Origin of the sequence: Novosphingobium aeonii, from assembly GCF_052279045.1 — a bacterium.
Lineage (GTDB): Bacteria > Pseudomonadota > Alphaproteobacteria > Sphingomonadales > Sphingomonadaceae > Novosphingobium.
The window spans coordinates 1,667,632-1,693,341 of sequence record NZ_CP176833.1; the positions used below are offsets into that span (position 1 = coordinate 1,667,632).

Annotated in this window: 23 protein-coding genes and 1 pseudogene; 13 read left to right on the top strand and 11 right to left on the bottom strand. The window is 60.6% G+C overall.

Translation table 11 applies throughout. From position 1 onward, the window contains the following. Positions 1–42 precede the first annotated feature (42 nt). From ACLIMP_RS22720 to ACLIMP_RS22730, 3 genes are read left to right on the top strand one after another with little or no spacing between them, the layout of a single operon-like run. The gene (locus ACLIMP_RS22720) at positions 43–981 is read left to right on the top strand and encodes an iron-containing redox enzyme family protein (protein WP_443478412.1); all 939 of its coding nucleotides are present in this window, start codon (positions 43–45) and stop codon (positions 979–981) included. Further along, positions 978–1,397, top strand: coding sequence for a hypothetical protein (locus tag ACLIMP_RS22725; RefSeq protein WP_443478413.1), 420 nt, complete (start codon positions 978–980; stop codon positions 1,395–1,397). Before ACLIMP_RS22720 ends, ACLIMP_RS22725 begins: the two co-directional genes overlap by 4 nt. After that, positions 1,382–3,319 (top strand): hypothetical protein, encoded by a 1,938-nt coding sequence (locus ACLIMP_RS22730; protein WP_443478414.1) that lies wholly within the window; start codon positions 1,382–1,384, stop codon positions 3,317–3,319. Before ACLIMP_RS22725 ends, ACLIMP_RS22730 begins: the two co-directional genes overlap by 16 nt. A 712-nt stretch (positions 3,320–4,031) precedes the next feature. Here ACLIMP_RS22730 and ACLIMP_RS22735 read toward each other — a convergent pair. From ACLIMP_RS22735 to katE, 3 genes are all read right to left on the bottom strand, one after another. Beyond that, positions 4,032–4,661: an alpha-ketoglutarate-dependent dioxygenase AlkB gene (locus ACLIMP_RS22735; RefSeq protein ID WP_185999018.1), complete on the bottom strand. Its 630-nt coding sequence runs from the start codon at positions 4,659–4,661 to the stop codon at positions 4,032–4,034. Beyond that, a complete protein-coding gene (locus ACLIMP_RS22740; RefSeq protein WP_185999019.1) occupies positions 4,658–4,921 on the bottom strand; it encodes a DksA/TraR family C4-type zinc finger protein in 264 nt (87 codons plus the stop codon). The genes ACLIMP_RS22735 and ACLIMP_RS22740 overlap by 4 nt, the downstream gene beginning before the upstream one ends. A gap of 361 nt (positions 4,922–5,282) precedes the next feature. Then, the gene (gene katE / locus ACLIMP_RS22745; RefSeq protein WP_185999020.1) at positions 5,283–7,520 is read right to left on the bottom strand and encodes a catalase; all 2,238 of its coding nucleotides are present in this window, start codon (positions 7,518–7,520) and stop codon (positions 5,283–5,285) included. Between the two features lie 239 nt (positions 7,521–7,759). Here katE and ACLIMP_RS22750 point away from each other — a divergent pair, with 239 nt between their 5' ends. The 6 genes from ACLIMP_RS22750 (at position 7,760) to ACLIMP_RS22775 (ending at position 15,632) form a co-directional block, all read left to right on the top strand. Continuing rightward, entirely contained in the window at positions 7,760–8,500 is a 741-nt protein-coding gene (locus ACLIMP_RS22750) for a Crp/Fnr family transcriptional regulator (protein ID WP_185999021.1), read from the top strand. A gap of 631 nt (positions 8,501–9,131) precedes the next feature. After that, positions 9,132–9,365 carry a hypothetical protein gene (locus tag ACLIMP_RS22755; RefSeq protein ID WP_185999022.1) on the top strand — a complete coding sequence of 78 codons (234 nt, stop codon included), beginning with the start codon at positions 9,132–9,134 and terminating at the stop codon, positions 9,363–9,365. 284 nt (positions 9,366–9,649) lie between these two features. Then, entirely contained in the window at positions 9,650–10,789 is a 1,140-nt protein-coding gene (locus tag ACLIMP_RS22760; protein ID WP_185999023.1) for a glycoside hydrolase family 130 protein, read from the top strand. A gap of 191 nt (positions 10,790–10,980) precedes the next feature. Next, a complete protein-coding gene (locus ACLIMP_RS22765) occupies positions 10,981–11,577 on the top strand; it encodes a PRC-barrel domain-containing protein (RefSeq protein WP_443478415.1) in 597 nt (198 codons plus the stop codon). Beyond that, positions 11,574–14,693: a DEAD/DEAH box helicase gene (locus ACLIMP_RS22770; protein ID WP_186000028.1), complete on the top strand. Its 3,120-nt coding sequence runs from the start codon at positions 11,574–11,576 to the stop codon at positions 14,691–14,693. Before ACLIMP_RS22765 ends, ACLIMP_RS22770 begins: the two co-directional genes overlap by 4 nt. A gap of 12 nt (positions 14,694–14,705) precedes the next feature. Then, the gene (locus ACLIMP_RS22775) at positions 14,706–15,632 is read left to right on the top strand and encodes an NAD(P)/FAD-dependent oxidoreductase (RefSeq protein ID WP_185999024.1); all 927 of its coding nucleotides are present in this window, start codon (positions 14,706–14,708) and stop codon (positions 15,630–15,632) included. 616 nt (positions 15,633–16,248) lie between these two features. On the opposite strand, the gene ACLIMP_RS22780 is transcribed toward ACLIMP_RS22775, so the two are convergent. From ACLIMP_RS22780 to ACLIMP_RS22790, 3 genes are all read right to left on the bottom strand, one after another. After that, complete coding sequence (locus tag ACLIMP_RS22780) at positions 16,249–17,556, bottom strand: glycosyltransferase family 4 protein (protein ID WP_443478416.1); 1,308 nt, start codon at positions 17,554–17,556, stop codon at positions 16,249–16,251. Positions 17,557–17,628: 72 nt separating this feature from the next. Continuing rightward, positions 17,629–18,744 carry a DNA topoisomerase IB gene (locus tag ACLIMP_RS22785; RefSeq protein ID WP_185999026.1) on the bottom strand — a complete coding sequence of 372 codons (1,116 nt, stop codon included), beginning with the start codon at positions 18,742–18,744 and terminating at the stop codon, positions 17,629–17,631. Between the two features lie 70 nt (positions 18,745–18,814). After that, a complete protein-coding gene (locus ACLIMP_RS22790) occupies positions 18,815–18,997 on the bottom strand; it encodes a hypothetical protein (RefSeq protein WP_185999027.1) in 183 nt (60 codons plus the stop codon). A 469-nt stretch (positions 18,998–19,466) separates the two neighbouring features. Here ACLIMP_RS22790 and ACLIMP_RS22795 point away from each other — a divergent pair, with 469 nt between their 5' ends. From ACLIMP_RS22795 to ACLIMP_RS22805, 3 genes are read left to right on the top strand one after another with little or no spacing between them, the layout of a single operon-like run. Next, entirely contained in the window at positions 19,467–19,679 is a 213-nt protein-coding gene (locus tag ACLIMP_RS22795; RefSeq protein WP_185999028.1) for a hypothetical protein, read from the top strand. A 2-nt stretch (positions 19,680–19,681) separates the two neighbouring features. Further along, positions 19,682–19,885 carry a hypothetical protein gene (locus ACLIMP_RS22800; RefSeq protein WP_185999029.1) on the top strand — a complete coding sequence of 68 codons (204 nt, stop codon included), beginning with the start codon at positions 19,682–19,684 and terminating at the stop codon, positions 19,883–19,885. 19 nt (positions 19,886–19,904) lie between these two features. Beyond that, entirely contained in the window at positions 19,905–20,123 is a 219-nt protein-coding gene (locus tag ACLIMP_RS22805) for a cytochrome C oxidase subunit IV family protein (protein WP_185999030.1), read from the top strand. Between the two features lie 34 nt (positions 20,124–20,157). Here ACLIMP_RS22805 and ACLIMP_RS22810 read toward each other — a convergent pair whose 3' ends face one another. The 4 genes and pseudogenes from ACLIMP_RS22810 to ACLIMP_RS22825 form a co-directional block, all read right to left on the bottom strand. Next, positions 20,158–21,462 carry a PQQ-dependent sugar dehydrogenase gene (locus tag ACLIMP_RS22810; protein WP_185999031.1) on the bottom strand — a complete coding sequence of 435 codons (1,305 nt, stop codon included), beginning with the start codon at positions 21,460–21,462 and terminating at the stop codon, positions 20,158–20,160. Continuing rightward, a complete protein-coding gene (locus ACLIMP_RS22815; protein WP_186000029.1) occupies positions 21,459–21,890 on the bottom strand; it encodes a DUF2231 domain-containing protein in 432 nt (143 codons plus the stop codon). Before ACLIMP_RS22815 ends, ACLIMP_RS22810 begins: the two co-directional genes overlap by 4 nt. Positions 21,891–22,002: 112 nt before the next feature. Beyond that, positions 22,003–23,063 (bottom strand): annotated as a pseudogene (locus tag ACLIMP_RS22820) (IS30 family transposase); the annotation flags it as partial. A gap of 154 nt (positions 23,064–23,217) precedes the next feature. Continuing rightward, the gene (locus ACLIMP_RS22825) at positions 23,218–23,793 is read right to left on the bottom strand and encodes a MarR family winged helix-turn-helix transcriptional regulator (RefSeq protein WP_185999033.1); all 576 of its coding nucleotides are present in this window, start codon (positions 23,791–23,793) and stop codon (positions 23,218–23,220) included. Between the two features lie 63 nt (positions 23,794–23,856). Here ACLIMP_RS22825 and ACLIMP_RS22830 point away from each other — a divergent pair, with 63 nt between their 5' ends. Beyond that, positions 23,857–25,074: an alpha/beta hydrolase family protein gene (locus ACLIMP_RS22830; protein WP_221937248.1), complete on the top strand. Its 1,218-nt coding sequence runs from the start codon at positions 23,857–23,859 to the stop codon at positions 25,072–25,074. Positions 25,075–25,318: 244 nt separating this feature from the next. Here the strand turns inward: ACLIMP_RS22830 and ACLIMP_RS22835 are convergent, their stop codons facing one another. Next, the gene (locus tag ACLIMP_RS22835; protein WP_185999035.1) at positions 25,319–25,561 is read right to left on the bottom strand and encodes a hypothetical protein; all 243 of its coding nucleotides are present in this window, start codon (positions 25,559–25,561) and stop codon (positions 25,319–25,321) included. Positions 25,562–25,710: the final 149 nt, after the last annotated feature.

Here is a 25,710-nt window from a genome sequence, read left to right on the forward strand (position 1 = left end):
CCTCCTCCTCCATTGGCGGGACGCCTTGATTGGGAGATCGACATGCTTGAGTTGAAATTTGCAGATTGCGCTTCTGAAGTGCAGGATCGGGCGCGAGATGGCTTTTATCTGACAGACGAATTTCAGCGGAGGCTAGCCCGCTGGAACAGGGAACGCCTCCTTCCTCAGTTTCCGGCGGACGACTGGACCTCTGAGCTCGCCCGAAATGCCCGGATGCAGAAACTCGAGGGAGAATTCCTTGAGCAATTACGCGCGGATGTGCGGGAAGACGCAGCACAGGCACCTGAGGAACCGGCCGCCTTCGTCGACTGGTTTGAAAGCTTGATCGATCTCGGTCCGGGTCAGAATGACCCTCTCTTTCCCTGGTTGGCCGAAGTAGCTTCTCGCGAGCAAATCCGCTGGTTTTTCGAGCAGGAAGCCGCCGGCGAAGCGGGATTCGATGATTTGGTAGCCCTCACGCAGATCAAGCTTCCAGATCAGGCGAAACTCGAACTTGCGCGCAATTACTGGGACGAGATGGGTCGAGGAAATCCCAAGGGCATGCACGGTCCGATGTTGCACATCGTCGCCGATGCACTCTCAGTTAAACCCAGGATCGAAACCACAGTGGCCGAAAGCCTTGCCCTTGCAAACGCCATGACGGGCATGGCGACCTCCCGTCGGTATGCGTGGCATTCGGTCGGAGCGCTGGGCGTGATTGAACTTACTGCGCCCGGCCGCTCAGCGCTCGTGGCAAAAGGCCTGAGACGGATTGGCCTGAGCGGGAAAGAACGCCGCTACTTCGATCTCCATGCTGTCCTTGACGTAAAGCACAGCGAGGATTGGAACCGCGAGGCGCTCAGACCTCTGGTCGAAGAAGATCCCCGCCGAGCTACTGCCATTGCCGAAGGCGCTTTGATGCGGCTGAGATGTGGAGCAAGCTGCTTCGAACGCTACCGCGCCGAACTCTGGAGGGATCAAACCCTCAAAAAGGCATCTTGAATTCTCAGCATTCGGAGATCGACCAGTCGCCGGTGATGGTTGTTGATAGGGCCTGCGAAGCGGCTCCCTACCGAGATCGCCGCGATAGCCTCAAACGTGCCGGAGCCAGCGCCATGACAAACACGCAAGGGGATGTTGAACAACTGGAAGCGGTGAGCCCTTGGGTGCTCGCCCTGCGGGCTGAACTGGCGAACGGCTCCTTGATCTCCCGAGGCAGCTTCGGATTTGGAAAACTGACCTGCAATGTGGCCCAGGGGAAGGATACGCTCTGGGCTATCTTGCGCTGTCCGGAACACGGCGGACTTGCAATCAGGCTCGCGTATGCGCCCGGCGGGATCGACCGGGTCAAGCAGCTGCGTCGCCGCCCCGGCGAAAACTGCGCTTTTCGGTCCACAGCGCCATGGGACGGCACGTAGTTGCGCTCAAGACCGATGGGCTCGATCTGCAGCGATTGCGCGTCACCACGGAGCTGACGCCAGCAGCGCCTCTTCTCCTGCCATTTATGCCGCGGGATCTCTATCCGCTTGATGCGCAGGATGACCCGGCGGGCACGGCAGGCAGGGTCGAGGCCGCCCAGCGCGGTCTAAACACCGGTCTTCTTTACTTTCACGTCGACACCCCGGCGCTGGGCAGCGTGCTTTATTTTCAGAACCTCACTGCGATGAATGCCTACTACCGCGCGACGGAAACTAAGCCCGATGGCGCGGTGGGCGGGGAATGGCCAGAGCTTGGCTATCTGCCGCCGACGCCGCCGCAGAGTGGGACACCCCCAACCAAGCCGTTATCGGCTGGCGTGACAGTGACAATTTCCGACGCGGTTCTAATATTTCGAGACCAAACGCCGCCCGACGAGCGCGATTCCGCCCGCAGGTTCTTGCAGATGTTGGGCGCGGCATACACCGCGCTTGAGTTGCCGCCTGTGGAGCACCGCGATTGGGTTGGACGTGCAGAGCAGACGCTGTCCGACCTGGCGTCTTCACCTAAGGCGACGACTCGCCACTATGGCCATCGCTACGCTCATCCCTACACCGGAGCCGAATATCCCGACAGCATGGTTCAAATGGCACTCATCGCGCCGATGCACGACTTCGCGCTCTGGCGCGGCGGCACAATTAGGCTCCAGAGCGAGTTCGAGGCTGGACTCGAGAAGTTCTATGACAAGCACTTGAACGCGCTGAGGCGTTATTTGCCCAATGTCGGCAAGGACAAAGACACAGATGCCGTCGACAGCTGGTATCTCTACCACCCGCTCATGAATCTCGGCCGGCTTGCCATTGCAGGTAATGGGAAGGCCCGGGACCTTTTCGAGCGCTCCATCGATTTCGGGATCCAGGCAGCCCGCCACTTTGATTACAAGTGGCCCATCCAATACAAGATCACCGATTTTTCGGTCATTACGAAATTTGCTGGTGCGGATCAACGCGGTCAGACCGATGTGGGCGGCATGTATGCCTGGGTTATGCTGCAGGGGTACGAGCTCACACGTGAGGAGCGGTTTTTGCAGGAGGCTCGTGCCGCGATCGATGCCGCCGAGGGAATGCGGTTCAATCTCAACTATCAGGCCAACCTCACCGCGTGGGGAGCTTCGGCGTGCCTGCGCCTGTGGCGGATCACAAATATCGAAAGGTACCGGCTTCAGAGCTATGTCTATCTTGCAAGCTTCTTTCACAACAGTGCGATCTGGGAATCGGAGATCGAGCGAGCCGGGCGGTATCACAATTTCCTCGGTGTAACTTGCCTGCAGGATGCGCCTTACATGGCGATATACGAGTGTTTCGACAGCTTTGCAGCGTTCGACTGTTATCTACGCGACAGCGGCCCGGAGCTCGAGCCTGCCGCCCGGATGCTGATCAGCGAGTACTGCCGATATGCGTTGGACCGCGCATGGTTCTATTACCCAGACGCCCTTCCCGAGGAAGCCGTCGCCAAGGAAAGCCGCAACGGCCAGATCGATCGCGCCCTCTCGTTTCCTCTTGAGGATTTGTATGTCGACGGCCAGCCTGCAGGGCAAGTGGGCCAGGAGATATACGGTGCTGGCGCGGCCATGGTGTTCGCATCGCGCTCCTTTCACAATGTCGAAAATGCGCCTTTCCGTTTGTTTTGCGACCATTTCATCATGGCGCACGAACGCACCGCCGAGCAGGCACTGAGTATCCGCCTGGACGGAGGAGAAACGTGCACGGCGATGCTGTGCATCATAAAAATTGGTCGCTCCAAACTTCCGAAAATCAGAGTGGAGACTGCCGGAGGGGACGTTGTACGGCCCCACAGGCGCACCGGGGAGCGGTTCGAATTTCGCGTGCCGGCCAGCGGGCGGTTGATTGTAAGCTGGACGTAACGCCGGGCCGCGCAGGGACTAACCTGGCGCGGGCGAATCAATCGACATTAGCGGAAGGCTGCAATTGCCAAGTTGTCCGGGCGGACAGATGGGGTTTCTCCGTATCATAACTTAGAGATGCCGGGCACGGTATCTTCTGCAATGGACAAGCTACGTTTGCGGGTTTGTCGGCGGATGCGCCGCGCAACTGCCTCGCCGCGGCAGTCCCAGGCGCTTGACCTCGCTGTCAAAGACGACTGTCCGAAAAGGCCGGCCCAAGGTGGAACGCGGCGTGCCTCGGTGAGTTCAAACATGGCACAGTGAATGCACGTCATCGTCGCTCCGGAGTGCCGTCAATGAACAACGTGAACATCTTTAGCTCGGGCCACCAGATCGCAATCACGTCCCTTTCCAGCGAGCCCCAGTGAATTCGTTCAACTGAAAGACGGTTGGTACAAAGTCGACACGGTCGGCCATTCATGGACGAACACGGGTCTCGTCATTCTCGTCGACGTCGTAATAAGTCACACGACAGCAGGTCACAGCGCTGAAGGCGCGGAAACACCCTTCCCTGACTCTCTCCCAACCTTCGCTCCGGATTTTCCGCGGTAATCTCACCCAGGCGCGAGCTTCCATGGCAAAAGCCGGTGTCGCGCGCGTTCCAGCCCTCGATTCGGCTCGTCGACAGGCTTGCAGACGCTTGCCTGAGTCGTCTCGCCAAGCGATTGAGAAATTAGGCCGCGCCGATCGGGGGCGGACCGACCAAGGTACGGAAAGTGATCGACCAGCGGGCGCTGTCCAGCTCGGCAATACTATGCTCCCATTGATGCCTAACCTCATCGGTCAGCAGATAGAGACCGCGCCGCGGCGCTTCATGAGTAAAACGTTCGAACTTCCCGTCTCCGATTTTGCGTCGGAACCGCAGCGGAGCATTCCTGCCCAGAGAAATGCCGGCGACATGCTCGAACATAGACCGATCCTTATGCCAGCCGATGACCGCGCCTGGATCGTAACGGATGATAAGCGCTTGTTCGAAACGTTCCGGCGGCAAGCCCGCATGATCGGCAACGCGCGTCCTCATGGGAAGGAGCCAGGCCGGGAGGGGCGGGCCCCGTTCTGCATAACCGCGATCGAAATCGTAAGTCCATCCAAACGAGCGGGTAAGCCGTTTGCCCAACCATCCTTGAAAGCGAAAGGGTTGGAGCTGTGAAGCGTCGATCCGCGCAATAAGATCGTTTTCCTCAGCGGGTGAAATGACGTCTCGCCAACTATGGAAACCCTCAGGTGCAGCGCGCGCAGCAGCGGGAGCGGGGCCAAAAAGGTCCCACTGAGCTACGTTCGCACCGCCTGTTCGATCGCTCACCTGAGTTGGCTATCCTTACTCCCCCGCCGATTGATCGCCGAGACAACCGGGCGGTGTTCCCGTTTCGATTGACACGTAACGCATGTACGCACACCGGGAACCGCGCGCCGTCTGCCTTCCGGGATCATCTCGCCGCAGACCTCGCAGTCAGGCAAACCCTCGCCGCGCGGCATGGATGCGCGAGCAGCAGCCACCGCGTCGTTGAGACTGTCCTCGATCTGATCCTGTACGGCGCTATCGGGCGCCCAGCCATTCGCCATATCGTACTCCTCCTTACGGAAGGTAGGGACGTAGGAGAGGGATTTCACCCCTGATGTGTCCAACCGTCACGAAACAGGGGCTCGGCCTTTTGAGCCCCATCCAGTTCCCACCACCCCGCTCCTGGGCGGTGAAAGGGACGTTTCGGTTCCGCAGGCAATCTGTGCGTCAATGTCGAACGCGAAAGGCAAGCATCAAGACCGACGCTGTCGGCGGTCACATGATCGGCGGGAACAACCTGCCACCATTCACCATCGACCGGTTGAGAGACCGCGTCAAACGCGTATTCATCTGCGCGAATTGCAATCTCGGCTCCCGAGCATGGGGCCGCCATGCTCGGGTTTCGTCGCGGCGACTAGCGGACTATCGGGCGGCGGGCCGTGCATCCAGATCGACCTCCAGTTCGCGAGGCCAATGGCGCAGAGCGCGGCAGCTTTCGATGAACGCTTGTGCGTCGGCGGCCTCATCGAGCGGCAGGCATCCTTCATCGAGGTCATCTACACTGATGCCGGCCCTCGCAAGGAGCACTTCGGCCTCGGTGGTGAACCCGATGAACTTGCAGTGCGCGAATGCATCGGCGACGAAATCCTTGGCTGGCGCATCGAGCGAGAGCATCGCCGCCCCCTCCTGCGGTATCACGATCGCGACGGCGTCGAACAGGACCGAAGGACCGCCGTCGATCTTGTGTCTTGCGGCAACCGTGGTCCCGTCCGACAAGGTGACCCCAGCGATCTTGGGCGCTACCACCTCGTATACCGCACCTTCGCTCTCCACCGCCTTCAGCAGCGCTGCAAGGATCTTGGCGTCGGCCCCGTCGGTCAGCAGAATGCCGAGTTTGCGACCCTTGAAGCTGTCGGGCCGATTTTTCACGATACTGAGCCTATCGGACGGCGCAAGGTCGGCAATTGGCTCCCGTGCAGCGACCGCCGGGGCGGGCATCACAAGGCCGAGCCCATCCGCGACCTGGGCCGCTAGACCGGCATCGATATTCAAGAGGTGCGACACGGTCCGCGAACGGATGTCCGGCCGCTCCACCTTTGAAAGCTCGAAGACCAGGGCGTCCCCGATATGCTTCTGCTCGATGGGAGTCTGGCTGACGTAGAACTGCCTGGCCTGACTATAGTGATCTGCAAAGCTTTCCGACCGAACTCGTTGTTTGGGTCCTTCGGCCACTTCGGCAAAGCTTGTGAAACCCTTGGCCGGGTCTTCTCGCGGACCGCCCTCTGTAGCGCCCCAGCTATTCGGCTCGTAGTTCGCGCGCCCCTTCGGGTTGCGCATTGCCATGTGACCGTCCTGCTGGAAATGTGCCATCGGACACTTCGGCGCGTTGATCGGTATATGGGTGAAGTTGGGGCCGCCGAGTCGCTTGATCTGCGTATCGAGATACGAGAAATTGCGACCCTGGAGCAGCGGATCGTTGGAAAAGTCGATGCCCGGTGGGACGTTTTGGGTGCAGAAGGCGACTTGCTCGGTCTCGGCGAAGAAGTTGTCGACGACGCGGTCGAGTACCAAGCGCCCGATGATGCGGACCGGCACCAATTCCTCGGGGATCAACTTGGTTGCGTCGAGAACGTCGAAGTCGAAGCTTTCGGCAAACGCATCGTCGAAAAGCTGAACTCCAAGCTCCCATTCGGGAAGATTGCCGGAATTGATGGCATCCCACAGGTCACGGCGATGGAAGTCCGGATCGGCGCCGTTGATTTTCACCGCCTCGTTCCACATGACCGACTGCAGGCCCTGTTTCGGTTTCCAATGGAACTTCACGAATGTCGATTTGCCGTCGGAATTGACCAAGCGGAAGGTGTGAACCCCGAAACCCTCCATGGTCCGGAACGAGCGCGGGATCGCGCGGTCCGACATGGTCCACATGATCATGTGGAAGCTCTCGGGCGTGAGACTTACAAAGTCCCAGAAATTATCATGGGCTGTCTGTGCTTGGGGAAAGTTGCGGTCGGGCTCCGGCTTGGCAGCATGGATCAGGTCGGGGAACTTGATCGCATCCTGAATGAAGAAGACAGGGATGTTGTTACCGACGAGATCCCAGTTTCCTTCCTGGGTGTAGAGCTTAACCGCAAAGCCCCGGACGTCGCGGGCAAGATCGAACGAGCCCTTCGAGCCCGCGACAGTCGAGAAGCGCACAAAGGCAGGCGTCCGCTCACCGACCCGCTGGAAGACGTCCGCACGGCTGACGTCCGAAAGGCTTTCGGTGAGTTCGAAGAATCCGTGTGCCCCGTAACCGCGAGCGTGAACGACACGTTCGGGTATCCGCTCGTGATCGAAATGGAATATCTTTCCGCGGAAGTGGGCATCCTCCAACAGAGTTGGCCCCCGCGCCCCCTGCTTCAGGCTATTCTGGTCGTCAGCGACCGGAATTCCCTGCTCGGTGGTGAGCGTCTCGACGTCCCCACCGGCAACCTGATGGGTATCTCCCCCCTCTGCCTGAGCTTCGGCAAACGACGGCGAGACCGAGATGTCGCTGGGGAACCGAGCAGCCTTCTGCGGGGATTCGCCGGCAATGTCGGCGGGCGCGAGATCGAGCGGCGAAATCGTCGGCGCCGGCTTGGCAGTGCGTGTAGAAGCGTTCGAGGGCGTCTTGGCCATGGGGCAATCCTCGTCATGGAAAAAAGCTGCGCCGCGAGCTCGGACGACCTTGATCGGCCGGCACTGCACCGCAGCGATAGTTTTGCTCTAATCTCTCACCGCCCCGCCCGGTTGCGGATCGCTTCACTAAACTAACCTGTATCAACACGAATGCGCGGCAGGGCCGGAAACAAGACGCTACGCCTATAGTTTCAGCTCTGTCACATTCGTTTGACCTTTATGGACACTGTAACCATTCCATGTTCAGCGAACGATTTCTCAGGAACAAGATTAACGTTCACATCTCCGCCGCCGAGCGGGCGAGATTGGAAGCCGGCATCGTCGAAGTGCGTGCGATTGAGCCACGCAGTGTGCTGGTACGTGCGGGAACTATGCTCGATCACAGCACGCTTCTGATCGAGGGCATCATGTCGCGCTACATCGATGACCGGAATGGGTTGAGGCAACTCGTCGCGATCCATCTACCCGGCGATTTCGTTGATCTTCATGCCTATCCGCTCAAGTTCCTCGACCACGATGTTGCGACCATGACGGCAGCTACAGTGGCAATCGTTCCACATGCAAATCTCGGCACCTTGATTGGTGAGAACCCGGAACTCGGCCGTAAGCTCTGGTACGCAACGCTGATCGATGCGGCGATCCACCGCGCGTGGCTGTTCCGTCTTGGACGGCTCGATGCGATGGGGCGCGTTGCCCACTTCCTGTGTGAGACGAATACACGCCTGGAAGCAGTGGGGCTCAGCGATGGTCACCGGTTCGCGCTTTCCCTTACCCAGGTCGACCTTGCAGAAATTTGCGGCCTGACACCTATCCATGTGAACAGGATCCTGCGCCAGCTGCGGGAGGAGCGCCTGTGCGTCTTTCGCTCTTCGCTCGTGGAAATCCTGGATCCGACGCGGTTGGCCGCCCGGGGTCAATTCGATCCGGCCTATCTCTACACCGAGGCGAATCCGTCCTCCAGCGCAGGGTTAAATCGATGAACACACCAACAGGCGCAATTCCGCCCTATTCCGATCCCGGTATCGCTAGTGCGGAAGACGGCCTCGTCATTCTCGATGGACCAAATGGCGTGGCCGTGACGATGACGCCGGAAGCCGCGGCGCGGACGGGACATAGTCTGGTGGCCGCAGCCCGCGATGCCGAGAGGCAGACAAAGGACCGCGGAGATAGCATTAGCGCGCACCGGCCGCCTGATGGCTGATCTGACGCTCGCATCGCACCGCCCTGGTCTGGAAACCCGGTCAGGGACAGCGTCCGCTTCGCCGTCCAACGGCGTCGAGGTCCGTCGAAGATCGAGGTCAGTCGAAAAGCGCACGCTTCCCAAAAAGGAAAAAGACCATTGCAACCGTGTGCCGCTGCCACAGATCGGGACAGAGCGTTGCTGACACGCGGTAACAGCTCATCTCGGCCGGGTCCTAGAGGATGTCTGGATCGTTATACCGTTAACGCTCGGCCTGTGCCGGGTCTCGAAATTTCTCAAGACCAGTGCGGCATGGCCAAAGTCGCCGGCCTTGCCTCCCGACTGGCGTCGTGACGCCCCCCTGAACTTGCAGGACGCCGGCCCCATTGAATTCAAGCCGAAGCCAACTGCTTCCCACGTGGAGAATCGCAATGCGTGCACTGCTGAGATTAGGAATCCTCGCCGGACTTGGCTACTTCGCCTACTCCAAGTTCGCAGCATCACGGCGGCTGGACGACGATGACCGTGGCCCCGTGGGCTCGTCGGGCATTGTTCGCAATGCAGGTCCGGAGGAGCAATCGGGCATCCGTAACGACGATTGGGACACGGTGGACGAACAGATCGACGGGAGTTTCCCTGCCAGTGATCCTCCGGGCAGCTACTGAGGGTCCCGCGGATTTCCCAGTTGAAGCTCGCGGATATCGGGGGGAGCGATCTCACGCGGTGTGTGCGACCCCAAAGGGGCTTGGCCGTATCGCACTGCCCAGTACGCCGCGTCGTTCGACCGGCGGACAGGGCACGGTCTCGATGCTAAAGCATGACGGATGCCGCGCTTCAGTGCGCGAACCGACACCAATCGCATGGCCGATTGCCGCGAGACAGAGTCCGGATCCATGCTTTCGGTGTCATACACCAATACGCCGCGGCCGACTTGGCGGGGGTAAGAGCAATGAAATATGATGTCGACGCACTGGTGGTTCTTCCGGACGACATTGATCGGGCTCGTTCACCGCTCGCAAACCACATCGAAGCAGAAACGTTCGTGCTGGGTGCTTTTAATCCTGGGCTGACCAGATTGCCCAATGGCAATTTGCTGCTGATGGTGCGCGTTGCGGAAGCACTGCGCGATCCGATCGCTGATGGCCACCTGCATACGATTCGCTGGGAGGCTTCGAGCGGCGGCCGTTTTGTCACCGACGCTTGGCCCTTGGAGCTCGTCGACACGTCGGATCCCCGCGCAGTCCGCCTTCGTGGCGGCGGCTGGAATGTCATGGTACTGACTTCGCTCTCGTGGCTACTGCCAGTCGAGCTCACGCCGGACGGGATGACCCCTTTAGCGTTTCACTACGATAAGGCAATTGCTCCAATCAACAGCTTGCAATGCTATGGCGTTGAGGATCCGCGGATCAGCTACGTGGAAGGTCAATGGTTCATGACAACCTGCTCGGTCGGTCCCGAGCGGCAGTGCACGACGCTCTATTCCTCGAGCGACGGGCTGGATTGGACATTCGCTGACATCCTCCTCGACCATCAAAACAAAGACATGCTGCTGTTCGAAGGTCTGATCAACAATCAGTACTGGGCACAGACCCGTCCCCTTGGCGATGCTTACTTTGCGTACCCGCCAGGCAGTGAATGGCGCGCCGGACCATCGATAAATCTCGCTCACTCGCCGGACGGACGGTTTTGGAAGCCATTCTCAAAGCCGGGAATTCGGCCACACGCCGCTACCCTGGCAACCGCGAGAATGGGTGGGGGCAGCCCTCCCCTGCTAACAACCGGCATCGAGGATGGTGGATGGTTGTCCCTTTGGCACGGTGTTGAACCAAAAGAACTGGTAGGAATTTATCGGACCTATTGGTCAATACTGGCACGCGACGATCCGAGCATTACCGTTCGTTCGAGCCACAAACCTCTCATAGAACCTAACCCGGAACTCACCAAGCCGATAGAGCATCAAATGTATTTGCGAGATGTGGTCTTCACCACCGGGATTGTAGACGCTGGCAGCTACTACGTCGTTGCCTCTGGAGAAGCGGATCTCGCATGCCGCATCACCCATATACCAAAGGCAGCCTTCTCGCCATAATCACGCCAGCTATTTGGTGCAAGACGAAGCGCTTTTCGTCTGAAGCTTAAGCGATACGCCAAGTCGTTCGGAGCCGGCTTCGTTGACACTGGATGGCGCAGGACAGGCGCGCGACCGAAATCTACCCCGGCTCCGGCACCAAAAGCGGCGCTTCGCGTTCCTCGATTCTCACCCCAGCCAAGGAGTTGCCTATGGAAGACGTCGCCGGTTGGATCGCGCCTGCCGCCACGATGATCGCCGCCATGATGACCGCTGCCAATCTCGGCGCTCGGGTCACGGGCTGGGGCTTCGTCGTCTTCATGATCGGCTCGATCGCCTGGTCGGTGGTGGGGCTGGCGTCCGGGCAGAACAATCTCCTCGCCACCAACGTTTTCCTGATCTTCGTCAATCTGATCGGCGCGTGGCGCTGGCTGGGCAAGCAGCGTTCCTATGACGATGGCGGTAAGTCGGCAACCGAGGCCAGCCGGCGCTCTGGTTACCCGACCCTTTTCACCGCTACGGGTATCGCCGGCATGCCTGTAGCGTCGGCCGACGGCGAGACGATCGGCAAAGCGGTCGAAGCGCTCGTCACATGCGAGAGCGGCAACGTGAGCTACGTCGTGATCGCCTCGAGCGGTGTCGGTGGGATCGGCGAAGAACTGCGCGCGGTGGATCGGGCGCAGATCGATTTCGCCTGCGATCGGATGAAGCTACGTCGTCCGCGCGCCTGGTTCGAAAGCCTGCCGCCGCTTGCCGATGGAGACTGGCCCGCCGCACGGGCCGAGATGGCTGCGAGTCTTGCCCGATGACCGCTTCTCGCGGTCTGGGAGAAACCGCCCTGACGCTTGCTTGGGGCCTGCGCGCCGGCGATCTCCTTTACCTGGCAGACGACGACCGTGAGGCCGAGATGGTCGCTGCCGCTCTAGCAGCATTGGTTCCCAACGCCCGCGTCGTCTTCGTTCCATCGAGTGATACTCTGCCCGGCGACCGCGCGCCTGCCTCCCCGGCAAATATCGGTCGGCGGGTCGCGGCCCTGCGAGATCTGCGCCGGCTGGTCCTTGACGAAGAGCGACCGCACCTCGCAGCGATTATGAGCGGCGAGGCCGCGGCCAGGCTTTATGCGAAGCCCGCCGCATTCGACCCGGCCCCACCGACGCTGCGGACCGGTGATCCGATCCACATCGAGGGTTTCACTGCCCAGATGGAGGGGCTCGGATATTTCACTGACGACCGGGTGGACGAGCCTGGAGAAGTCGCGGTGCGCGGCGATGTCATCGACATCTTCCCTGCCGACGCTGGCCTTCCCGCGCGGATCGATGTCGCAGACGGGCGCATCGCCGGGATCCGCCGCTACGACCCTGCAACGCAGCTTAGCGAAGAGCCATGCGAGTACCTGGAAATCGGCCGAGCCGCCGAACCGGTCTCGAAGGAAAAGGTCTCGATCCTCGCCCATTTGGTGCCCGGCCATGTTTATTTGTCGCCCAAGGCGGACAAGCGCCGGCAGCGCTTCGTCCGCCTTGCCGACCAAGCGGCCAGCGCGGGCGGCGGAGCGATCGACGCCGTTTCCGAGGACCTTTGGACTAACGACCTTGCCGCATGGGTGCAGAGCGAACTGGAAGCGGAAGTTTCGCCAACACCGCGCTTTGCCGAGCAGAAATCCCCTCTCACCGCGTTGCGGCGCTTCGCATCGCCGTTGCTCGCTGCCAGGCAGCGCATGCTGCTGGTCGGAAGCGAACGTGACGTTCGGTTCCTGAGAGCAAAGCTCGCCAAGATCCTTAACGTCGAGGTGGAAACGCTCGAAGCGCTCGAAGACTTGGCGGGGCTTCCCGCCGGCGGGGTCGCAGCGCTTGTCGCGCCGATCGACCGGGGCGCTGCCTCGAATGATGTGGTGATGATCGCCGCGGCTGATCTTCTCGGCAGCCGCGCCCTGTTGGATAATGTCGAACAGAGGCAAGCTGGATTGCAGCTTGCAAGCGGCGACATCCGCTCGGGTGATCTCGTGGTCCATCAGGATCATGGAGTCGGCCGGGTGGTGGGCCTTGAACATGCGCCCGGCGAAGCCGGGGTCGATCTCATCGTGCTGGAATATGGCGGGGGCCACCGCCGTTTGGTGCCGGTGCACGAGGCCGGCCGGCTATGGCGCTACGGCGGCGACGGAGAGGCGGTGAAGCTTGACAGGCTCGACGGCTCGAGCTGGGAAAAACGGCGCGGGTCGATCGACGAAGCCATCGCCGAAAGCGCGCGCGAACTGCTCCTCCTTGCAGAGCAGCGTCGCCGGCTCGAAGCGCCGGTGATCGAACCCGACTCCGCCAGCTACGAACAACTCGTCGCGACCTTTCCATTCAACGAGACCGCGGATCAGGCACGGGCAATCCAGGCCGCGCGGGACGATCTTGCTTCGGGCCGGCCAATGGACCGCCTCGTCATCGGCGATGTCGGCTATGGCAAGACCGAGGTCGCACTGCGCGCTGCGGCACTCGCCGCCCTGGCGGGCTTCCAGGTCATTCTGGCAGCGCCGACAACCGTACTGGTACGCCAGCACCTGCAGGCATTCGCGCGCCGCTTCGAAGGCACGGGTGTGAAAATTGCCGGTCTGTCCCGGCTGTCGAGCGCGGCGGAGAGAAAAGCGGCCAAAGCCGGCCTCGCCGATGGCTCTATTGGAATCGTCGTTGGCACGGCCGCGGTCATGGCGAAGGACGTCCGCTATGCGCGGCTCGGACTCGTCATCATCGACGAGGAACAGCGCTTTGGAGCGGCCGATAAGGCCCGGTTGCGAGGCCGCGCGGAAGTACACCTTCTGGCAATGAGCGCGACGCCGATACCGCGCACGCTCCACCGCGCGATGATCGGTCTGCAGCAGATTTCGGTTATCGCCACCCCGCCAGCGCGGCGTCAGCCGATCCGCACGATCCTTGCCACTCCCGAGGATGCCATGATTCGAACAGCGCTCCTGCGCGAACGCTCACGGGGCGGACAAAGCTTCGTTGTCACGCCTCGGATTGAGGACCTCGGGTCCCTCGCCGCACGCTTGGCCCGCATCGTGCCCGACCTCACCGTCATCGAAGCGCACGGCAAGATGGCGGCCGGCGCCATCGACGAGGCAATGGTCCGCTTTGGCGACGGCGAAGGCGATGTTCTGTTGGCGACCAATATCATAGAAGCGGGCCTCGACGTCCCGCGCGCCAATACCATGCTCATCTGGCGCGCCGACCGCTTCGGCCTCGCCCAGCTTCACCAACTGCGCGGACGGGTGGGGCGCGGCAATCGCAGGGGGCAGGTCATCATGCTGACCGAAGGCGGCGAGATCGCCGAGCGGACGATGAAGCGGCTGCGTACGCTGACCGCTCACGACCGGCTTGGTGCAGGCTTCGAGATTAGCGCGGCAGACCTCGACCAGCGCGGCGCCGGCGACCCGCTCGCCGATACCCAGGCGGGTCACATGAAACTCGTCGGCGTCGACCTCTATCAACACCTGTTCGAAGCCGCGCTACGGCAGGCCCTCGGGCAGGATCCGGGTTTTTGGGCGCCCGACCTCAATCTGGGAGATCCCGGAGGCCTGCCGGCCCAATGGATACCCGACCCCGATATCCGGCTCGGTCTTTACGTGCGTCTCGCGCGTCTTACGGATGAGGGCGAACTCAACGCATTCGAAGCAGAACTTGCCGACCGGTTCGGCCGGCTTCCGGCGCATGCCGAGCGGCTGCTCGCAGCAGCGCGGATCGGCATCCTCGCCCGCACGGCAGGAATAGAGCGCGTAGATGCCGGACCCGCAGCCATCGCTCTCACCCCGCGCGGCGGCGAACTGCACCTGCCGGATGGCACTGATCTCACCGAGAAGGATGGACGCTGGTTGCTGAGAGAACAGACCGACGAAGCCACCCGACTGGCGCGGGTAGCTGACCTTCTCGAGACTCTGGTGCCTTAAGGAGGTTGATGCATGTCGGACGCCCGGAGCGCCCCTTCCGATTGCCTGATTGTCGGCGCGGGCCCGGCCGGCCTTACCGCAGCGATCTATCTAGCGCGCTTCCGTTTACGCGTGGAAATCGTCGATGCCGGCAAGAGCCGAGCTGCCTTGATCCCGCGCACACACAATCATGCCGGCTATCCTGGCGGCATTCCTGGCCGCGAGTTGCTTTCCCTCATGCGCAAGCAGGCCTCGGAGTTCGGTGCGAGCGCCCGTGCAGGACTGGTCGAAAGGATCGAGCGAAGAGGCGAGCTTTTTATCGCCCGCATCGGCGATGAAACCCTGCATGCACGTGCTGTCCTCCTGGCGACGGGTGTCGTGAACAATTCGCCCAGGATGGCTCCAGAGATCCATGACGCCGCGCTGGCTCGCGGACTCTTGCGCTATTGCCCAATTTGCGATGGCTATGAGGTGACCGACAAGAAGATCGGCGTGATCGGCTCGCGCGCGCGCGGCCATAACGAGGCGTTGTTTCTCCGGATGTATTCGAGGGATGTGACGCTGATCGCACCCGAGGGCGGTCACACGCTTAGCAAGGAAGAATTGGTCGAGCTAAAGAAAGCTGGCATCGTCTTGCGGGACGGTCCATGCGCGCCGCTACGCATCGAAGGCGAGACGATCCTGGTTCCGGTGCCCGGCGAAACCCTCGCTTTCGACACGGTCTATCCCGCGCTGGGATCTGTTATCCGCTCAGAACTTGCCGTCATGCTCGGCGCGGAAGCGACCGAAGACGGTTGCCTCATTGTCGACGCCCACCAGCGGACCAGCCTGCCGGGCCTCTATGCGGCCGGCGATGTCGCCAAGGGCCTCGATCAGATCAGTCATGCGATGGGGGAAGCCGGCGTCGCGGCGACGACCATTCGAAACGATCTCGCCGCCAAGCAGCCGCTGCTGCGCTGAGCGTGCTCGGCAGTGATGAGTTCGCCCTCGCCGGCATCCCATTCGTTGTGGGGCATGGCGCCGATTTGCCAGCCCCGCTTCTTTTACGACATAACCGCTGGCATCTCTGGCAAAATGCCTAACCGGACAGTTACGTCGGGCGCGAACCAGCAGAAATCAGGCCATAGGCACAGCAGGCCGGGGCCCCTCGCCTGACCTTCGAGCAACTCGATGAGCTAGGTGTCGGGCGCCAGAGATCGCGCGCAGGACGGCCGCCGCATCCTGCAACGCACGCATTGCGGTGTCTACCGCGCGCATTGGACCGGCTAAAAGCGGTCCCGATCACCTCGGCGTCATCCAGCGCCAAACGCCCGAAAAAGAGTTCCGGACAGCAGCACGCAGGATCGGCAGCCGGGCACGGCCATCTTGCTCGCACCCATGAATGCTTCGGAGACATATCGCGAACCAGCGTTGCGGGGACAATCCATGGTTCAAGCAGCTCAAGGGAACAGTCATCGTCGCAGGGCTCGTGCTGAAACACGACAACACTCTGCGCTGCAATGTGGTTCCGTCTATCGCGCTTCTATCCGACTTTGGGGGAATGCTGCGGTGTCGGATTGATCATGCACTGAACTGGTCAGCGGCAGCGCAGAGCCGCCGAGCCGGATTCTGCCGCAATCCTTTCATAAATCTGCGCATCGCGGGCGGCGACTGCCGAAGCCGGCTCCCCGGCCGCCTTGTTGATGAGGTCTGCGCTTGCCTGCGCGAAGCGCGACCATATTGTCGACCGGCCTCGCGCATAGGCGCGTTCCTTCAACTCGGCCAGAGAATATGGGTGATCGAGAAGATCGTTGACCGCCGCCGATATGGCAGATGGTTTTTCTGGCGGGACGAGGCAGCCAACCCCATTGGCGAGAAGCTCGCGGGCGTGGATATACGGGGTGGAAACGACAGCCTTTCCGAGAGCTACAGCGTAGCTCAGCGTGCCGGACGTCGACTGCTGGAGGTTAGGATAGGGGGTAAGATAAATGTCGCAGGCCTCGATCTGATCGAGCAGTTCCTCAGTGTCGACAAAGCGATTGTCCCATTGCACATTGTCTTCGACCCCGAGCTCCGAGACCCGCGTTTCGAGGAGTTTTCGGTATGCCTCGCCCTGCTCGCGGAGGAGATTGGGATGCGTGGCACCGACAATCCGGTAGAGCACATCGGGATGCGCGGCGGTAATCGCCGGCAACGCTTCGATCGCATGCTCGAGGCCCTTGCCCGGCCCCAATAGACCAAATGTCATGAGAACGGGGCGACCTGCTACGCCGAGGCGCGCTTTGAACCCCGCCTCTCGGCCAAAGGGTCGGTCGGGAGCTCCGTGGGGAATCATCGTGATACGATCCGGCGAAAAACCATACAGCTCGGTGAGAAGGCTGCGACCATGCTCTGACATGACCATGGCTTGGTCGGTACGCGCCAGAATATGTCCGAGGACTTCACGCTGACCAGCGGATGGCTGAGAGAGTATCGTATGGAAGGTGACGATGAGTGGTACCTCGATCCGGTCGACCAGTTCGGTCACGAGAATTCCGTCGGGCCCGCCGAAGATGCCGTACTCGTGTTGAAGCCAGACGGCATCGACGCCGGAACGGTTGATCTGCCGGGCCGCTTTCCGGTAGCTCTCCGGTTCGTCAACGTTGATGAGGTTGACGCGATCGCCGTAGAGCGGTGCCGCCTCGTGCAGGTCGAGTGCATAGACGTCGAAACTCGTGCGAGGATAAAAAGTCTCGACTTTCGTCTTGAGGTCCTCGGTAAATGTCGCAATGCCGCATTTACGCGGTGCGTATGTGCCAATCACGGCAACATTGAAGCTTTTGTTGTCGGGTTTCGGCAAGAAAGATTTCTGGGCCAAAGATGTGAATGGGACCAGCTGAGAGAAAGCGTTCTGCGAATTGATCATGCCGTCACCGTGATGGAGGGTTCGAACAATTAACGGATGGGGCAGGCGCGCGTTCCACGATTCCGCCGCGTTTCAAAGTGCGGGAATCTTGGCCTTGTCCGCGAGGCGACGTTGCAGAAAAGCGAGGACCACTGCCTCCTCGGGGCGAAGCCGAGACAATTCGTCCCGCAGCTCTTTTTCCACCGCGTCCCGCGCCTCAAGCACGAGTTCGTCGCTCAAGTAGCTGTCAAACACCTCGGGGTGAATGTAACATTTTCGGCAGACCGTCGGCGTGTTGCCCAGGCGCGAGGCCACCGCTTCTATAGCCGCGCGTACGTTTCGCTTGGCGGCGGCTTCGTTATCCACCTTTTCGTATTCGGCAAGAGCCAGCGCAGCGAGCACCGTGCCATTCCAGGTACGGAAGTCCTTCGCTGTGATGTCTGCCCCTGAGATTTCTTTCAGATAGCTGTTGATATCGTTCGAGGTGACTTCGTACTGCTCGCCGTCCTCGCCGATGTACTGGAAGAGATGCTGGCCCGGCAGGTCCTGGCTAGCCTTCACAATCTTCGCGATGCGCCGGTCCCTGAGCCTTAGCTTCCACTGCTTGCCGCTCTTGCCCTTGAAGTTGAAACGAAGCTCCGCCCCTTCGACCGCGACATGGCGGTCCTGGAGCGTCGTAAGCCCGTAGCTCCTGTTCTGCTTGACATAGTCCGCGTTGCCAACGCGGATCATCGTGGTTTCTAGCAGGTGGACGACCGCAGCCAGAACCTTCTCGCGTGGCAGACCGCGCTTCTGGAGATCGGCGTCAATCCTCTCGCGCACGGCTGGCAGGGCTTTGGCAAAATCGAGCATGTGCTCGTACTTCGTGCTGTCGCGCACCTCGCGAAACTTGGCGTGGTAGCGATACTGCTTGCGGCCCTTGGCGTCGCGGCCGGTCGCCTGGATATGGCCATTGGGTTTGGCGCAAATCCACACATCCGTGTATGCCGGGGGGATTGCCAGCGATGCAATGCGTTTCAGAGTCTTGTCGTCCTTGACGACGTTACCGCGCGGATCGCGGTAGCGAAACCTGCCACGATACGTTTGGCGGCTCATCCCGGGGCTGTCATCAGTGACATAGACAAGGCCCTCGCTTTCCGCCGCCTCCTGCGCATCGACGATAATTCCTGCCTCGCCGGCCTGGGCCAGCGCGTCCTCTCGCGTTTTCATACCGCCTGAATCGCACGAAGCCGGATCGCGTTCCCCGACCTCTGAACGTGCATCTGCTCGTCACGGTCTTTCATAATATTCCCGGCGCCGGAAAATTTATCCTCCTGCCGGCGTGCTCCGGCGCTGATAGACATAAGGCTGCCTTGCCTATGACTGCGCCGATGTGCGGTGATTCAAGCGCACAAAAGAAATCTATACGCAGGTTGACGTTAAGCAGACTGAGTTTTTTTATCGCATCGAGAATACCGCTCATGACCTTGGAGCTCTTGGGCTGGCCGCTTTCCCATGCGGTCTATGTCCCAGCAATTCTCCGGCAGCATGCGGGCCGCTCCATGATGGTGCATCTCCAATCCTCGATGCATCTCGTTTTTCCCAGTTAACAGACTTTACTTGGATGCTGCCCCTGCAGGGATGCAGGCACACATCACTACCGACCGCGGAACGAGAAAATGACCTCGCGCCTCGACCAGCAACTAGGCGATGGCCTGCTGCTGACCAAGGCTCCCGGCGATGTCGAACCAATCAGGATAGCCGACGCATGGCCAGGTGATTGGCCACGCATTTCTCGGCCGAGATACCGCCGGGCGCGTTTTCCCGAGCCGCAGCGGTCACCCCAATAACCCCTCAATTGAGTCTTGAATCGAATCGCGGTTCTGAAGATATTTCATCCGACAGGTCACTCCTGTCGCAACGAGGAGAGTTGGAAGAAAGGAGGCAACGCAATGTCCCTCTCCAAATTTTTTCATCCCTTCGAATTCATGGAACATCCCCAGCTTGAGCCCGAGGTAAAGCGCGCGATCCTTGCATCGTGGGCATCGGATGCCTCTGCCGTGGAAGGTCAACCAGATCTGAGGCGACCGGCAGGCGCTTCGGAACCAGTTCGGTTCGACGACATTATGTCTGCCATGCGCACACTTGATAATCGCGAGGCATGATCATGGCAGACAAACTGTTCAGCCTGCTGCGCAAAGAACGAGAACGCCTCGAGCTCGCTATCCAGCGCGCTGAAGCACGGGGCGAGGCTGGTAAGCCGGACGTGCGCCGGCTAAAGGCTCTGCACCGTGCCGTGAATGATCAAATCCAAAGTTGGATGCGTGATCTTTACGCCGACGATCTCGACTGCTTGCGGACGGCGGCGTAACCGGAAGGGACCGGAAGCGATGCTTCCGGTCCTTTTCTTTGGCTACCCGGCGGCGCCCACGCCCTGGATCGCTTTTGGAATCGCATCGGCCAAGGCCGCGCTCATCCTGTGGTTCTTCATGGAGCTGCGACAAGAGGGCGGTCTGGCCCGACTTGCGGCGATCGCGGGCTTCGTCTGGCTGGCGATCCTCTTCACACTGACGGCGGCGGACTACCTCACCCGGTTCTGGAAAGGGTGATCCTGCCCTCGCGCGAAGCGTTTCGAATTGTCTGCTATCGGGTCGCCGGTGCCACTCGCCAGACGGTGTTGGAAAGATCGTCGGCGACCAGCAACGCATGGCTGACCGGATCATAGGCTACGCCGACAGGCCGGCCCCGGGCGTGGCCATCCTTTATGAACCCGGTCAGGAAATCCTGGGGTTTTCCCGATGGCCGTCCGCCCGCAAAGGGAATCCAGACAACCTTGTAGCCGGCGAGATCCTGACGGTTCCAGCTGCCATGCTCGCCGACGAACGCGCCCTCTGCATATGGGCCGCCAAATCCGCCCTGCGCCACAAATGTCAGGCCCAATGTCGCGACGTGTGAGCCTAGTGCGTAATCGGGGCGTATCGCCTTGCTGACGAGATCGGGGCGTTGGGGATAGACGCGCGGATCGACGTTCTGTCCCCAATAGCTATAGGGCCAACCATAGAAAGCCCCGTCGCGCACCGAAGTGAGATAGTCGGGCACGAGTTGCGGACCCAGTTCATCGCGCTCGTTGGCCACGGCCCAGAGTTGCGCGCTGGCGGGGTTGATCGCAAGCGCTGTGGGATTGCGCACGCCTTGCGCATAAGTCCGATGGGCTCCGGTCTGGCGATCGATCTCCCAGATTTCCGCACGGTCCTGTTCAACGTTCAGACCGCGTTCGCCGATATTGCTGTTGGATCCTATTCCCACGTAGAGTTTCGATCCATCGGCCGAGACTGTCATCGCTTTGGTCCAGTGATGGTTGATGCGCGAGGGCAACTTCACCAATTCCTGGCCCGGCCCCGCCGCGTGGGTCATCCCGTCTCGATAAGGAAACCGGATTACCGCGTCCTGGTTCGCGACATAGATATTCCCGTCGACATAGGCGAGACCATAGGGAGCATTGAGCCCCGTCGCGAACTCCGTGCGCAAGTCCGGTCGGCCGTCGTGGTTCGTGTCACGCAGCAGAGTTATGCGGTTACCGCCCTTCACCGATGTCTTTCCGAGGGATTTTATATAGCCTGCGATAAAATCCTTGGGACGCGACTTGGGCGCATTGGCGCCTCCCATCCCCTCGGCCACCAGAACATCGCCATTGGGGAGCACCAGGATCTGACGCGGAACCTTCAGATCCGTCGCAAAGGCCGTCACCGTAAAACCGGCGGGTGCCTGGGGCGCTTCACGCCCCCACCCTGCCGGTGTCGCGATGTTCATCGGCGGCAGGAGCGTTTGGCGCTGCTTCGGCAGATCGGGCTGGGAACCTGTCTGATCGAGATTGGATTCGCTCCTCCCGCAGGATGCGAGAACGAGCAAGAGTGCTGCCGTGCAGAAGGCAAAACCGTGAAAATTCATGGAGCCGTCTCCATCGTCTCGATCCGAACACCCGAATAGGCGATCCATCCTGCCGCCAGCGCAAGAACGGCGCTGATCACGGAAAGCACGAGGCCGAACGTTCCTACAGACGCCCATCCGTCATGGCTGTGCTGGAACGCGTTGATGAGGCCCGCTAGCCAGGCGAGAGCGAGCAGTAACGCGTGCAAACGATAGCGCCTTTGAGACTGAGATGGCCCCTTCCTCAACGCGGCAATGAGGGCCCAGAGCAATGCAAAAGCGCCGATCATCAGGGCCGCGGTTATCAGCCACGCGGAAAAGTTGCTCCACTGGATGTCTGCCGTCTCGAGATAGGCAATGTCGGTGAGTAACGCGGTAGGAAAAAGGGCGACCGGAAATGCCAGCAAAACCGCCTGGAGCGGATGAAGCGGCATGCGCGTCTGGCGCATGTGCCGGCCAAATGACTGGGGATTGGGCAAATTGGCTCTCCCGTTCGGAGATGAAGTCTTGGTATTCCCAATGCCCGGCCCACCATTTTGTTTCTTGTCTTGTCGGGCGGATTCAACCGGTCGTCGCAACACCTGCTTCTTGCTGCGGGGCGATAAACTGGTCGAGGTCTTCTGCAGGTGTCTTCCATCCAAGCATCTTTCGCGGGCGCGTGTTCATGGCGTGAACAACCGCTTCGAGTTCCCGTACCGAGTACCGGCTGAGATCGGTGCCCTTCGGGAAGTACTGGCGGAGCAGGCCGTGGATGTTTTCATTTGAGCCACGCTGCCACGGGCTTTGCGGATCGCAGAAGTAGATTTCCAGTCCACTATCGACCCGGAGCGTTGCGTGCTGGGCCATCTCGGCGCCTTGGTCCCACGTTAGCGACTGAGGGAGTTTCTCTGGCAGCTCCCGCATGGATTCGGCGATGGCCTTGCGGACGGCTTCGGCTCCATGCCCGGCAAGCGGCGGACCATTCTTGACCCCTTGCCCGCGCTGATACCCTTCCTCGCGCGGCAGGTGCAGCAGCATTGTAAATCGCGAACTGCGTTCGACGAGAGTGCCGATCGCCGAGCTATGCAGGCCCAGGATGAGATCACCTTCCCAGTGTCCGGGAACTGCACGATCTTCCACTTCCGGAGGCCGCTCGCTTATCATGATGGCGTTCCCCACGAAGGATTTTCCACGACCGCGAGTTCGTTCGCAAGGGACGCGAAGAGCTCGCCGGGAACGCAGGCAAGCCGTCAGTTCCCGGCGTAGGGAACCACGTCCCTGGACGTAGAGGGATTGATAAATAGCCTCGTGGCTGATGCGCATGGCGCGATCCTCTGGGTAATCGATCCGCAGCCGATGGGCGATCTGCTCCGGGCGCCATGCAATCGACCAGCTCCGACTTTGTCGAAGCACGGCGCGTCGTTTCTTCCATACCACTTCAGGGCCGGCAAAGCCGATACGATCAGCATTCGTGACCCGACCAGCAAGACGCTCCTCGACATAAGCGCGTAGAGCAGGAATGCTGGCCAGCTGCTCGGACGCGGACCTGCGCGTTCAGCGTGCCACTGCGCGACGCTGGCACGGTAATCCAGATTGCCGCCACGTGTGGCAGCGTTGCGCCGTACTTCGCGCGAGATCGTGCTGGGCCTCACAATCGAACTTGTGCCGGCCGGGCGCATCCGCTGCCAACGTCGTCACGATGTCATCGACTATCAGGCCCTCTGGTTCCCGATAGGTCTAAACGCTGATCGTTCTCAGTCAGATTGGACACCGCAGCGCATCAAACCACTTGTGTCTCTATATGGCTTCTCTGTCACTACCCGTCTCATTACGCAGTCTATTGATAAAACTCTGCTGGCGAAGAGCCGCCTCAAGTTGCCAAAGATCCAAGAATATTCCCGGTGCTGCTTCGTCCATCAGCCTCTGCGATGCATGCTGCATAATCACGAGCGCCTGCCGGAGGCGCTCAACCTCCTGCTTTCCCTCATCGGTCAGCGCGATAATCGACCGCCTGCGGTCGCGAATATCAGTCTGGGTTTCGATAAAGCCCAACGATGTGAGTTGACGGCACCAGTCGATGACCAGCGGATGGGACTGCTTCAGCAACGCCGCGATCTCGGTAACCCCAAGCGGGCCTCGTTCGTCGAGTGCCAGAAGTGTAGAGGACGTCCGCGGCGGCGCCGTTACGCCCACCTCCGGGTACCATTCACTGCCTCCACGCACGAGTTCGTCCGCAAGCCGTCGCAGAAGATGGGCGAGATAGGCAGGCCCCTGCGCGCGGATGAAATCGCGGGAAGGTTCCTTCTTGGAGTGACCGTTTGACATTATATGTAAAGCTTTACATAAATCGGAGCGCAAAGCCACCTGCTTCATGAGGAATGTGCCATGAGGCCCGTATTACTGCCATTTTTGCTCCTCCTCGGGGCAGCCGCTCCCGTGAGCGAGAATTGCGCGATCGGAACTTACAAATTCGCGAATGGCGACTTCATCGTCATTGAACCCGGCACAGGTGAGCATCTGCGTTGGCGACAGCCCGACGGAACGACCGGGGAGCTTTCCAAGACGGCAGGCGAGCGTTGGAAAAGTACATTGGGCTGGACGGGCCGACCGGATGGTCATCGAATTTCGTTCGACTGTGATGACGACGGACTGCGCTTCGACGGTCAACAGGGGGAACGGATCGCGTTCGACGTGACCGAGACCCATTTCGAAGTGGATGGGGCCATTCTCGCGGGGCGCCTCGTGATGCCCAGAAGCAATGGGCCGGTCCCTGTTGTAGTCCTCATACACGGCGCCGAGCACTCTTCCGCGCGTCAGGACTATGCCCTTCAACGAATGTTTCCGGCAGCGGGCATTGGAGTATTTGTCTATGACAAGCGTGGCACAGGCGCATCGGCGGGAGAGTACACGCAGGATTACGCCACGCTGGCAACGGACGCCGTCGCCGCCCTTCATGAGGCTCGGCGGATTGGCGGCCCCAGGATTTTGCGCATCGGCTATCAGGGCGGCAGCCAGGGGGGATGGGTGGCGCCGCTCGCCGCGCGTATCGAGCCTGTCGATTTCGTAATCGTGAGCTTCGGCCTGGCGGTTTCTGTCGTAGCGGCAGAACACGAGCTGATTTCGGCTGAACTCTCCAAGCACGGCTTTGGACCGGAGACGGCCGCCAAAGCGCTTGAGATTTCGCGCGCCGTCGAAACACTCGTCGATAGCAATTTTCAAACCGGTTACGAGCAGCTCGAGCAAGTTCGCGCGCGGTATCGTAATGAACCGTGGTTCGGCTATGTGCGGGGCAGTTTCGTAGGAATGATCCTCGACATGTCGCCGGACCAGCTCCGGCACGAGGCTTCTGCATTGGCACCGAACATCTCGCTCTATTACGATCCTATGCCGGTCTTGCGAAATCTCGATGTCCCGCAGCTATGGCTGCTGGCTTCGGACGACGTTATTGCGCCAAGTGCCGAAACGGCCAGCCGCCTCGCAAAGCTGAAGCAAACGGGTCGCCCAATCACGACGGTGGTCTTTGCGGGTGCAGATCACGGCATGTACAGATACGAACTGGCGCCGGACGGGTCACGCGTGTCGACCCGCACGCCTGAGACATACTTTCCCATGATGCGGGATTTCATCCTGACGGGGCGGACCGCGCCGCAGTAAATCCAAGCAAGCTAAAGCTGGAATTGGCGTCACCTCAGCAATCTTTGCCCAAAATTTCAAAATCAGCACCGGAGCCACATGCTGCTCCGTGAATCCATACGGGGCGGGTTATACAAAAATCGCCAAAGAGCTAACTGCCATTAGGAGGCAGGGAGAACACTCCCTCATCTCGGATATGGCCAGCTTGGTGGTCTGGCCCAACCTCTTTGAGGCACACCGGAATATCCTGCTCGGGGGATCGATGTTAGGCCAGCGCGTGCAAGTGCAGAAGTAAGGCGAGGTCATTCATGCCATAGCCCAGCGGCTTGACGATCTTTCTCCGCTTCTTGCCAGTGTGGGTCAGCGCCGAGACCTCGCCAGCGACTACCAGATCCGCCGCGCCGACATTGTCAGGAGCCCGATGGCGCCGGATCCGCGAGACCTTACCAATCATCGCCTCGGGCAGAGCGCGTGTGATCTGTACGACCAGGCTTGGCTCAGGGATCATGCCAGGCCTGCCTACAGACGGTATCAAAATCACGACTCGCGACCCTCGCTAAAATGTCAAAGATCGTGCTCACGAGAGGTGGTGTCGCTTGGGACTTCTGCCTTTCCGGCATCAGGCAGAGCCGGTCATGCGCCAGGTGCTGGCGACTA

Coding starts and splice junctions, on each gene's coding strand:
- ACLIMP_RS22765 (WP_443478415.1), top strand. CDS start 10,981: ATGGAAGACGTCGCCGGTTGGATCGCGCCTGCCGCCACGATGATCGCC.
- ACLIMP_RS22810 (WP_185999031.1), bottom strand. CDS start 21,462: ATGAATTTTCACGGTTTTGCCTTCTGCACGGCAGCACTCTTGCTCGTT.
- ACLIMP_RS22750 (WP_185999021.1), top strand. CDS start 7,760: ATGTTCAGCGAACGATTTCTCAGGAACAAGATTAACGTTCACATCTCC.
- ACLIMP_RS22760 (WP_185999023.1), top strand. CDS start 9,650: ATGAAATATGATGTCGACGCACTGGTGGTTCTTCCGGACGACATTGAT.
- ACLIMP_RS22740 (WP_185999019.1), bottom strand. CDS start 4,921: ATGGCGAATGGCTGGGCGCCCGATAGCGCCGTACAGGATCAGATCGAG.
- ACLIMP_RS22730 (WP_443478414.1), top strand. CDS start 1,382: ATGGGACGGCACGTAGTTGCGCTCAAGACCGATGGGCTCGATCTGCAG.
- ACLIMP_RS22720 (WP_443478412.1), top strand. CDS start 43: ATGCTTGAGTTGAAATTTGCAGATTGCGCTTCTGAAGTGCAGGATCGG.
- ACLIMP_RS22835 (WP_185999035.1), bottom strand. CDS start 25,561: ATGATCCCTGAGCCAAGCCTGGTCGTACAGATCACACGCGCTCTGCCC.
- ACLIMP_RS22795 (WP_185999028.1), top strand. CDS start 19,467: ATGTCCCTCTCCAAATTTTTTCATCCCTTCGAATTCATGGAACATCCC.
- ACLIMP_RS22790 (WP_185999027.1), bottom strand. CDS start 18,997: ATGAGCGGTATTCTCGATGCGATAAAAAAACTCAGTCTGCTTAACGTC.
- ACLIMP_RS22785 (WP_185999026.1), bottom strand. CDS start 18,744: ATGAAAACGCGAGAGGACGCGCTGGCCCAGGCCGGCGAGGCAGGAATT.
- katE (WP_185999020.1), bottom strand. CDS start 7,520: ATGGCCAAGACGCCCTCGAACGCTTCTACACGCACTGCCAAGCCGGCG.
- ACLIMP_RS22755 (WP_185999022.1), top strand. CDS start 9,132: ATGCGTGCACTGCTGAGATTAGGAATCCTCGCCGGACTTGGCTACTTC.
- ACLIMP_RS22775 (WP_185999024.1), top strand. CDS start 14,706: ATGTCGGACGCCCGGAGCGCCCCTTCCGATTGCCTGATTGTCGGCGCG.
- ACLIMP_RS22825 (WP_185999033.1), bottom strand. CDS start 23,793: ATGAAGCAGGTGGCTTTGCGCTCCGATTTATGTAAAGCTTTACATATA.
- ACLIMP_RS22780 (WP_443478416.1), bottom strand. CDS start 17,556: ATGATCAATTCGCAGAACGCTTTCTCTCAGCTGGTCCCATTCACATCT.
- ACLIMP_RS22815 (WP_186000029.1), bottom strand. CDS start 21,890: ATGCGCCAGACGCGCATGCCGCTTCATCCGCTCCAGGCGGTTTTGCTG.
- ACLIMP_RS22770 (WP_186000028.1), top strand. CDS start 11,574: ATGACCGCTTCTCGCGGTCTGGGAGAAACCGCCCTGACGCTTGCTTGG.
- ACLIMP_RS22800 (WP_185999029.1), top strand. CDS start 19,682: ATGGCAGACAAACTGTTCAGCCTGCTGCGCAAAGAACGAGAACGCCTC.
- ACLIMP_RS22805 (WP_185999030.1), top strand. CDS start 19,905: ATGCTTCCGGTCCTTTTCTTTGGCTACCCGGCGGCGCCCACGCCCTGG.